The sequence below is a fragment of the Azonexus sp. genome, assembly GCF_036170495.1.
In the GTDB taxonomy this organism is placed as follows: domain Bacteria; phylum Pseudomonadota; class Gammaproteobacteria; order Burkholderiales; family Rhodocyclaceae; genus Azonexus.
In genome coordinates this window covers 1-7,999 of sequence record NZ_JAVHPH010000477.1, presented here as the reverse complement: position 1 = coordinate 7,999, position 7,999 = coordinate 1, and the positions used below count along the sequence as shown (strand labels likewise).

Sequence of the window (7,999 nt, the reverse complement as noted above, 5' to 3'; positions counted from 1 at the left end):
TTTTCCGGTTGACCGTGGAAGTTATGTACTTGGCGTAAATCCTATATCCGTCTGAAACTTTTGCGTCAGACAACAAAAACCCGGCACGAAGCCGGGTTCTGATTGTCCTGAACGGGATCAGCCCTTGACGTGCAGCCCGCATTCCTTGGTTTCGGGATTTTCCCACCACCACCGTCCCGCACGGACGTCTTCGCCCGGCGAAATCGCGCGGGTGCAGGGGGCGCAGCCGATGCTGGGGTAGAACTTGTCGTGCAGGGCGTTGTAGGGCACGGCGTGTTGCTTGATGTAGGTCCAGACTTCCTTTTCGCTCCAGTCCGATAGCGGATTGAATTTCTCCAGGCCGTTGCCTTCGTCGTATTCGCGGAAGGGCAGGCCGGTGCGCGTGGTGGCTTGCTGGGCGCGCAGGCCGGTGATCCAGGCGCGTTTGCCGGCCAGGGCGCGTTTGAGTGGCTCGACTTTGCGGGCGTGGCAGCAGGCTTTGCGCAGCGTGACGGAGTCGTAGAAGCCGTTGATGCCATGGTTGCGGACGAAGGCTTCGACTTCTTCGGCTTGCGGGAAGTAGATTTTCAGCTTGAGGCCGTAGTGCTTGCGCAGGGCGTCCATCAGGTCGTAGGTTTCAAGCGGCAGGCGGCCGGTGTCGAGGCTGAAGATTTCGATCGGCAGTTTGGCTTTGACGATGAGGTCGGTGAGTACCATGTCTTCGGCGCCCAGGCTGTTGGCGAAGGCGGCCGGCGACCAGTTGGCGGCGATGTCGGCGAGCAGGGCTTGCACGGCCTGGGTCTTGGTGGCGACGCTGGCGGTCAGTTCGGGCGTGATGTTGAGCAGGTTGGGGGACATTGAAGTTCCTAGGCGCGGCGGCGGAAACGGGGTTGCGGCAGGGTGGTTGAGGCCTGATAGGCGTCGCTGAACGGGCTGAAGCCGGCTTCGATGGCGACCACGACGTTCTTGCCGTCCTTCAACGCGTAGCTGTCGAAACCGACGCGCTGCATGAAGAATAGCTGGTCGTGCAGGACATCGCCAACGGCACGCAATTCGCCCTGATAGTGGTAGCGCTGGCGCAGCAGGCTGGCCGTCGAATAGCCGCGACCATCGACGAATTTGGGGAAATTGACGGCGATGACGATGAAGTAGTCGAGATCGGCCGCGATGTCTTCGACCCGCTCATCCGGTTGCAGGAGCAGGCCGATGCGCTTGTGGCAGAAGATGATTTCGGCCTGGCGCGCCTGCCAGACGGCGAGCGGGAAGATGACGTCGCCGGCCGGCAGGGCGGCCGTTTCCGGCGTTTCGCCTTCCGCGATTTCGAGCGTTTTCCAGGTGTCGACCGTAGCCGTCCCGTGCTTGATCAGTTGCGCCATTATGCGGCCTCCTTTTGTGCTGCCTTGGCCTTGCCGTGGGCGCGGCCTTCGTAAACGCGGTTCTTGAACGGGTCGAGGCCGATGCGATCGAAGGTGTCGAGGAAACGCTCGTCGGGGTGACGGTTTTCGATGTAAACCTTGATGATCTTGTCGACGACATCCGGCATTTCATCGGCCGCGAACGACGGGCCGATGACCTTGCCGAGCCGGGCATCATTGCCCTGACGGCCGCCCAGCGTGACTTGATAAAACTCGGCTTCGTTCTTGTCGACGCCGAGCACGCCGATGTGGCCGACGTGGTGGTGGCCGCAGGCGTTCATGCAGCCGGAAATGTTGAGGTCGATTTCGCCGATGTCGAAGAGGTAGTCGAGATCGTCGAAACGGGCCTGGATGGCGTTGGCGATGGGGATCGACTTGGCGTTGGCCAGATCGCAGAAATCGCCACCCGGGCAGCAGATCATGCCGGTCAAGAGGCCGATATTCGGCGTCGCCAGACCGGCCGCCTTGGCCTTCTGCCAGACTTCGTAGAGGTCGGCCAGCTTGACGTCGGCCAGGATGATGTTCTGCTCGTGGCTGATGCGCAGTTCGCCGAAGCTGTACTGGTCGGCCAGATCGGCAACGGCGGCCATCTGCTCGGACGTGATGTCGCCTGGCGCAACGCCGTGCTTCTTGAGCGACAGCGTGACGGCGGTATAGCCCGGCACCTTGTGCGGGTGCGTGCTACGGTCAACCCAGTTTTTGAACGATTTTTCAAGGGCCAGCTTTGCGCTCAGGCCGGCATCGTCGGCGCTCAGCTTGGCGTAGGCCGGGGCGGCGAAGTCGGCGGCGACGCGGTCGAATTCGGCTTGCGTCAGGGTGGCCGGGCCGTCCTTGGCGTACGCCCATTCGGCCTCGACCTGCCTGGTGAATTCCTCGACGCCAAGCGCCTGGACGAGAATCTTGATGCGCGCCTTGTAGGCGTTGTCGCGGCGGCCCTGACGGTTGTAAACGCGGAGAATGGCTTCGCAATAGGTCAGGATGTGCTGCCAGGGCAGGAAGTCGCGGACGATCTGGCCGCGGACCGGCGTCCGGCCGAGGCCGCCGCCGACCATGACCGTGAAACCGACTTCGCCGCCCTCCACCTTCAGGCGCAGGCCGATGTCGTGGAACCAGGTGACGGCGCGATCTTCTTTTGTCCCCGAAATGGCGATCTTGAATTTGCGCGGCAGGAAGGCGAATTCCGGGTGGAAGGTCGTCCATTGACGGAGGATTTCGGCCAGCGGGCGCGGGTCGATCACCTCGTCGGCGGCAACGCCGGCGAACTGGTCGGTGGTGATGTTACGCAGGCAGTTGCCGGAAGTCTGGATGGCGTGCATCTCGACTTCGGCCAGTTCAGCCAGTATTTCCGGCACGTCCTCGATCTTCGGCCAGTTCAGCTGGAGGTTGTGGCGTGTCGTGAAATGGCCGTAGCCGCGGTCGTACTTGCTGGCGACCTGGGCGAGCCGGCGCAGCTGGGCTGAATTCAGCATGCCGTACGGCACGGCAATGCGGAACATCGGCGCGTGGCGCTGGACATAGAGGCCGTTCTGCAGGCGCAGCGGGCGGAATTCGTCGTCGCTCAGTTCGCCGGCTTGCCAGCGGTGGACCTGATCGCGGAATTGGTCGACGCGCTCGTTGATGAGCTGGCGGTCGATGGCATCGTATTTGTACATGAAACGTCCTTGGGGAAAACGTCAGGCAAAAACCAGCTTGGTGCCGACGAGCACCAGCATGGCAGCCAGAAGACGGCGCAGAATATGTTCCGGCACCTTGGCAGAAACTTGTGTGCCGAGCCAGATGCCGGGCAGCGAACCGATCAGCAGCGCACCGAGCAGCGCCCAGTCGACGCCGCCGAGCATCCAGTGGCCGAGGCCGGCGACCAGCGTCAGTGGCACGGCATGGGCGACATCCGATCCGACAATCTTGACCGGAGAAAGTTTTGGATAAAGGAAGAACAGCGCGGCGACGCCAAGCGCCCCGGCACCGACTGACGAAATGGTCACCAGGACGCCGAGAATGGCGCCAATGCCAACGGTAATCTTGCCCAGATGGCGCTGGCGCAGCGGCGATTCGTCGTGCCTGGCGGCATACTCGCGCAGCTTGCGACCGAAGAGGATGGCAATGGCCGTTAGCATCAGGGCAAAGCCGAGGCCGTGCGAAATAACCTGGCCGATGACATTGCTGCCCTTCGGCATCTGCGACAGGATGTAGAGCGTCATCGCCGCGGCGGGGATGCTGCCGGCCGCCAGGCGGCCGGTGATGGCCCAGTCGATATGGCCTTTCCGGCCATGCGCTACCGTGCCGCCGGCCTTGGTCATCGCCGCATAAAGCAGGTCGGTGCCAACGGCCGTGGCCGGGGGGACGCCAAACAACAGTACGAGCAGCGGCGTCATCAGCGAGCCGCCGCCGACGCCGGTCAGCCCGACAATAGCGCCAACCGCGAAGCCGGAAAGAGTGTAGAGATAGTCCATGGCAACCATGTTAACAGCCGCCAATTGAATCAAAAAGAATATTGAGTTAGATTGTTATAGCTACTAGTTATTAGCTGCTGGTTTATTGCTCACAGCGAACCTCTAACTACGTCCAACTAAAATGAAACTCCAGCAACTCCGTTACATCGTCGAGATCCAGCGCCAGGGACTGAATGTTTCCGAGGCCGCTGAATCGCTCTACACCTCGCAGCCCGGGATTTCGAAGCAGGTCAAGCTGCTTGAAGATGAACTCGGCATCGCCATCTTCGAGCGTAGCGGCAAACGCTTTTCCGGGGTGAGCGAGCCGGGCAAGGTGGTGCTGAATATCGCCGAACGCATCCTGCGCGAAGCGGAAAATCTAAAGCGGGCGAGCAGCGAGTTTGCGACGGGAAATTCCGGTCGCCTGGTCCTGGCGGCGACCCATACCCAGGCGCGTTACGCCCTGCCCGTCGTGGTCCGCGATTTCGTCGCGCAACACCCGGACGTCAAGCTCGAAATGCACCAGGGCAGCCCGATCCAGATCGCCGAATGGGTGGTCGCCGGCGAGGCTGACATCGGCATTGCCACCGAAGCGCTTGATCAGTATCCGCAACTGATTACGCTGCCGGTCCGCCAATGGACGCATTGCGTCATCGCGCCGGAAGGTCACCCGATTCTGAAATCGCAGCCGCTGTCGCTCAACGAACTGGCGAAATGGCCGCTGATTACCTACGACACGGCATTTACCGGTCGTTCGCGCATCAACCGCGCTTTTGAGCGCATTGGCGTGCAGCCGAACGTCGCGCTGACCGCGCTCGATGCCGACGTGATCAAGACCTACGTCAGCCTCGGCCTCGGCTTGGGCATCATTTCGGCGCTCGCCTTCGATGCCTCGCGCGACATCGGCCTGGTCGCCATCGATGCCGCCCATCTGTTCGAGTCGAATACCACCCGTCTCGCCCTGCGTCGCGGCAACTATCTGCGCCGCTACGACTACGACCTGATTTCGCTATTTGCCCCGCATCTGTCGAAACGGGTGGTCGAAATGGCCATGCAGGGCGGCGGTGACGAATATCAGTTATGAGGCCGCAGGCGCGGCGCCGTGTCGCGCAGGATGAGCGAAGGCACTGAGAAGGGCGCCAGTCGTTCGAGGAAATCAAGCAGTTCGAGCACGGGCGAATTGCGGAAAAACGCGGCACTTGGGGTTTCTATCCAGATCCGGTCGGCGTAAGCGTGCAGTTCGTGCGGCTTGTCGCCGAAGCCGTCGGCATCGAGGTCGAAGCCCTCGTAGGTATCCCAGGTATTGCCCCACCAGGTGTCGTTCATCGGGTCGCCGTCGCCAATCACGGAGACCGGCCACAGGTTGCTGCGGAAGCTGTTGTTGATGGCGATGTGGCCGCCCTTGGCGCCATAAAAATAAATGCCGGTGATGTTGTGGGCGATCACGTTGTTGATGAAGACAATGCGGTTGATCGCATCCATCGGCGAGTCGGCCATGATGCCGTGGGCGCAATGGACGATTTCGTTATCGACGATCAGTGCCGCCGAAGTTTCCTTGAGCGCGATGCCGGCACCGGAGGTATCCATGGCGTGCAGGATGCGGTTGCCCCGGATGATCAGGCCATCCGAATTGAGGGCGATGATGCCGGTCGAGTTTTTTTCGAGAATGTTACGGTCAACCAGACTTCTGTTCGAAAAAAGAAAATTGAAGGCGCGCCGACTGTCGCGGATGGTATTGCCGGTGTAGCGGTTGTGCGGCGAATTGCTCACCGTGATGTCGCGCATATGCGCAATATCGTTGTTCTCGATGCGGTTGCCGGTGCTGTACCACAGGCGCAGACCGTCGCCGCGATCGGCCGGGTCGACGCCACGCGAGCGGATGTGGTTGTGGCGGACGACGCTGTCGGTCGTCCGGTGCAGCGAAATGCCGAACAGCACGTCCTCGATCACATTGTTCTCGATCAGTAGCCCGTTGCCTTCGGCGACCATGATGCCGCCGTCGATGGCATCGTGCGAATCGCCGCTGGCGCGCAGGGTCAGACCGCGAATGGTCACCCGATCGGCCTTGATGGTCAGCACGGTGCCCTTGCCGCCAGCATCGACGATGACCTGGCCGTTGCCTTCCAGGGTCAGGGGCTTAGTGATGCTGGCCGGGCCGCGGTAGGTGCCGGGCGGCAGGTGCAGGACAGTGCCCGGCAGCGCCGTGTCGATCCAGGCCTGCAGGGATTGGTCGGCGTGGGCTGGCAGGAACAGGTTCAGGCAGAGCGCGGCGAAGAAAAGACGAATGGCCATGGCAGCGGATTTAGCCACTGTCGAGCAATTCCGGCCTCAACCTGCATCAAGTTTTCTGGTGAATGTCAGCCGGCCAGGCTTATTCCCAGTATTCAGTCACTTCGCTGGCCCAGGCCGTGGCGGCGAGCAGGGCGCGGTTGACCGTTTCCGGGGCGACGCCGGCGGCCAGTGCCGTTTCGCGCATGCGCGGCAGATCGAAGTCCTCGCTGGCCTCGGCTACCGCCAGCAGCGGCGCATAGGGGCCGCTGCGTTCGAGTAGCGCATTCTTGATGTCGTCGGCCAGCAGCATGTCGTTCAACGTTTCGGCCAGCGGCCGGCGCAGCAGTTCGCCGAGGCAGGAAAAAATGCCGGTCAGGAACAAGGGGTCATGCGCCGCGCCCGGCATCGATTGCTCGCCGAGCACTTCCATCAACCGGCCGCGCGTCAGTGCATTCTCGACCAACAGCCAGTCGCCGAAATGCGGGTCGCGCACAGAAAAGAGCAGCACCGAGAGCCAGCGGGTCAGGCGCTGGCGACCGAGAATGACCAGCGCCTGGGCCAGCGAGTTGATGTGATTACTCAGGCCAAGGGCCGGGGAATTCAGGTAGCGAAGAATGCGGAAGCTGAGCAGTGGGTCCTGCTTCATCGCGGCGGCGATTTCGGCCGTCTCGGCATCGCCCTGGACCAGGCGCATGATGTTGAGCAAGAGGGCCTTGTGCGGATCGCCGCCGCCTTCTGTCTGAATAGCCGGAGTCGTGCTGGCGAATTTTCCGTGAAAATTGTCGAAGTGCCACTGCTGGCAAAAACGCAGGTCGTCGAGCGTCTCGACATTGCAGGCGAGTAGCTTGATCGGGCGCTCAGCCGTACTGGCCCGCACGGCTGCCGAAAAGTCACGGGCGGTCTCGGCCTCGTGGGCGGCGATATCGATGGCCGCGAAATCGGCCTGTTGAATGACCTTGGCAAAAGCGGGATTCTTCGGCTGGCGGAAAACACCGATCTGGATGCCACGTCCGTGCAGCCGGTCGATGGCCTCGCCAACGAGGTCTGCTTCGGCATCGGCAGCCAACTGGAGGAGCAGGACAATATTTGAGGTTTTCAGGCAGTCGACCGCGGCAAGATCGAGGCTGGCAGAGCTGAGCGGAATAAAGGCAAGGCTGGTATTCCAGGCGTCGGTGCTGGTGTTCAGTGTGGCGAGCAGGGTCTCGTCAAAACGTCGTTGGCATGCCGCGTCGGCATCGGCCAGCGTGGTCGATTCTTGCAGTGTAAAAATATGACCGGAGAGACGATTGTTGCGGTCGAAAACCGCTTCGCGGCGGAGGAACTGCGTGGTTGCGGCGGTGCTTGGCACGGCCGGGACGGCGCGGGGGAGGCCGGTTGGCCCGGGTTTGCCGCTGAACAGTTTTTTCAGGCTGTTGAACACACTCGTCTCCCACAAACAAAAATGCCCACCGCAGGGTGGGCATTCTCGCATCTCGGCGAAGGTTTAGTCGACCTTGGCCTTGCCGCGCAGTTCCTTGACCAGGTTTTCAACCTGTTGCTGGCCGGCGCGCTGCTGCAGTTGCGGCTTGACCTGATCGAACGGCGGCGGGGTCATTGGACGCGAATCGTCGAGCTGAATGACGTGATAGCCGAAATCGGATTTGACCGGAGCCTTGGTGTACTCGCCCTTCTTGAGCGCGACCAGTGCATCGCCAAACGGCTTGACATAGGCTTTCGGGGAGCTCCAGCCGAGTTCGCCGCCCTTGTCCTTGGAGCCAGGGTCTTTCGACGCTTTGGCCAGCTCGGAGAACTTCTCGCCTTTTTCGAGCTTGGCGATGATCGCCTTGGCATCGTCTTCCTTTTCGACCAGCACATGGCGGGCCTTGTATTCGGTGGCGCCGAGGTTGGTCTTGATCAGTTCGTACT

General features: G+C 61.7%; 8 protein-coding genes. 1 reads left to right on the top strand and 7 read right to left on the bottom strand.

Annotation, left to right across the window (positions count from 1 at the left end; all coding sequences use genetic code 11):
• Nucleotides 1-117: 117 nt before the first annotated feature.
• Genes ADADOO_RS17265 through ADADOO_RS17250 form a run of 4 tightly spaced genes read right to left on the bottom strand, consistent with a single transcriptional unit; the run spans nt 118 to nt 3,844 of the window.
• Nucleotides 118-837 (bottom strand): phosphoadenylyl-sulfate reductase, encoded by a 720-nt coding sequence (locus ADADOO_RS17265; protein ID WP_511278753.1) that lies wholly within the window; start codon nt 835-837, stop codon nt 118-120.
• A gap of 8 nt (nt 838-845) precedes the next feature.
• Nucleotides 846-1,355, bottom strand: coding sequence for a DUF934 domain-containing protein (locus tag ADADOO_RS17260; protein ID WP_511278752.1), 510 nt, complete (start codon nt 1,353-1,355; stop codon nt 846-848).
• The gene (locus ADADOO_RS17255; RefSeq protein WP_511278751.1) at nt 1,355-3,046 is read right to left on the bottom strand and encodes a nitrite/sulfite reductase; all 1,692 of its coding nucleotides are present in this window, start codon (nt 3,044-3,046) and stop codon (nt 1,355-1,357) included. Before ADADOO_RS17255 ends, ADADOO_RS17260 begins: the two co-directional genes overlap by 1 nt.
• A 21-nt stretch (nt 3,047-3,067) precedes the next feature.
• The gene (locus ADADOO_RS17250) at nt 3,068-3,844 is read right to left on the bottom strand and encodes a sulfite exporter TauE/SafE family protein (RefSeq protein WP_511278750.1); all 777 of its coding nucleotides are present in this window, start codon (nt 3,842-3,844) and stop codon (nt 3,068-3,070) included.
• A gap of 121 nt (nt 3,845-3,965) precedes the next feature.
• On the opposite strand from ADADOO_RS17250, the gene ADADOO_RS17245 reads away from it, so the two are divergent.
• Complete coding sequence (locus ADADOO_RS17245) at nt 3,966-4,907, top strand: CysB family HTH-type transcriptional regulator (RefSeq protein WP_511278748.1); 942 nt, start codon at nt 3,966-3,968, stop codon at nt 4,905-4,907.
• Here the strand turns inward: ADADOO_RS17245 and nosD are convergent.
• From nosD to ADADOO_RS17230, 3 genes are all read right to left on the bottom strand, one after another.
• Complete coding sequence (gene nosD, locus ADADOO_RS17240; RefSeq protein ID WP_511278747.1) at nt 4,898-6,115, bottom strand: nitrous oxide reductase family maturation protein NosD; 1,218 nt, start codon at nt 6,113-6,115, stop codon at nt 4,898-4,900. The genes ADADOO_RS17245 and nosD overlap by 10 nt on opposite strands.
• Before the next feature lie 79 nt (nt 6,116-6,194).
• Entirely contained in the window at nt 6,195-7,514 is a 1,320-nt protein-coding gene (locus ADADOO_RS17235; protein WP_511278746.1) for an EAL and HDOD domain-containing protein, read from the bottom strand.
• A 63-nt stretch (nt 7,515-7,577) separates the two neighbouring features.
• The coding region (locus ADADOO_RS17230; protein ID WP_511278745.1) for a peptidylprolyl isomerase at nt 7,578-7,999 on the bottom strand (422 nt) is incomplete at its 5' end.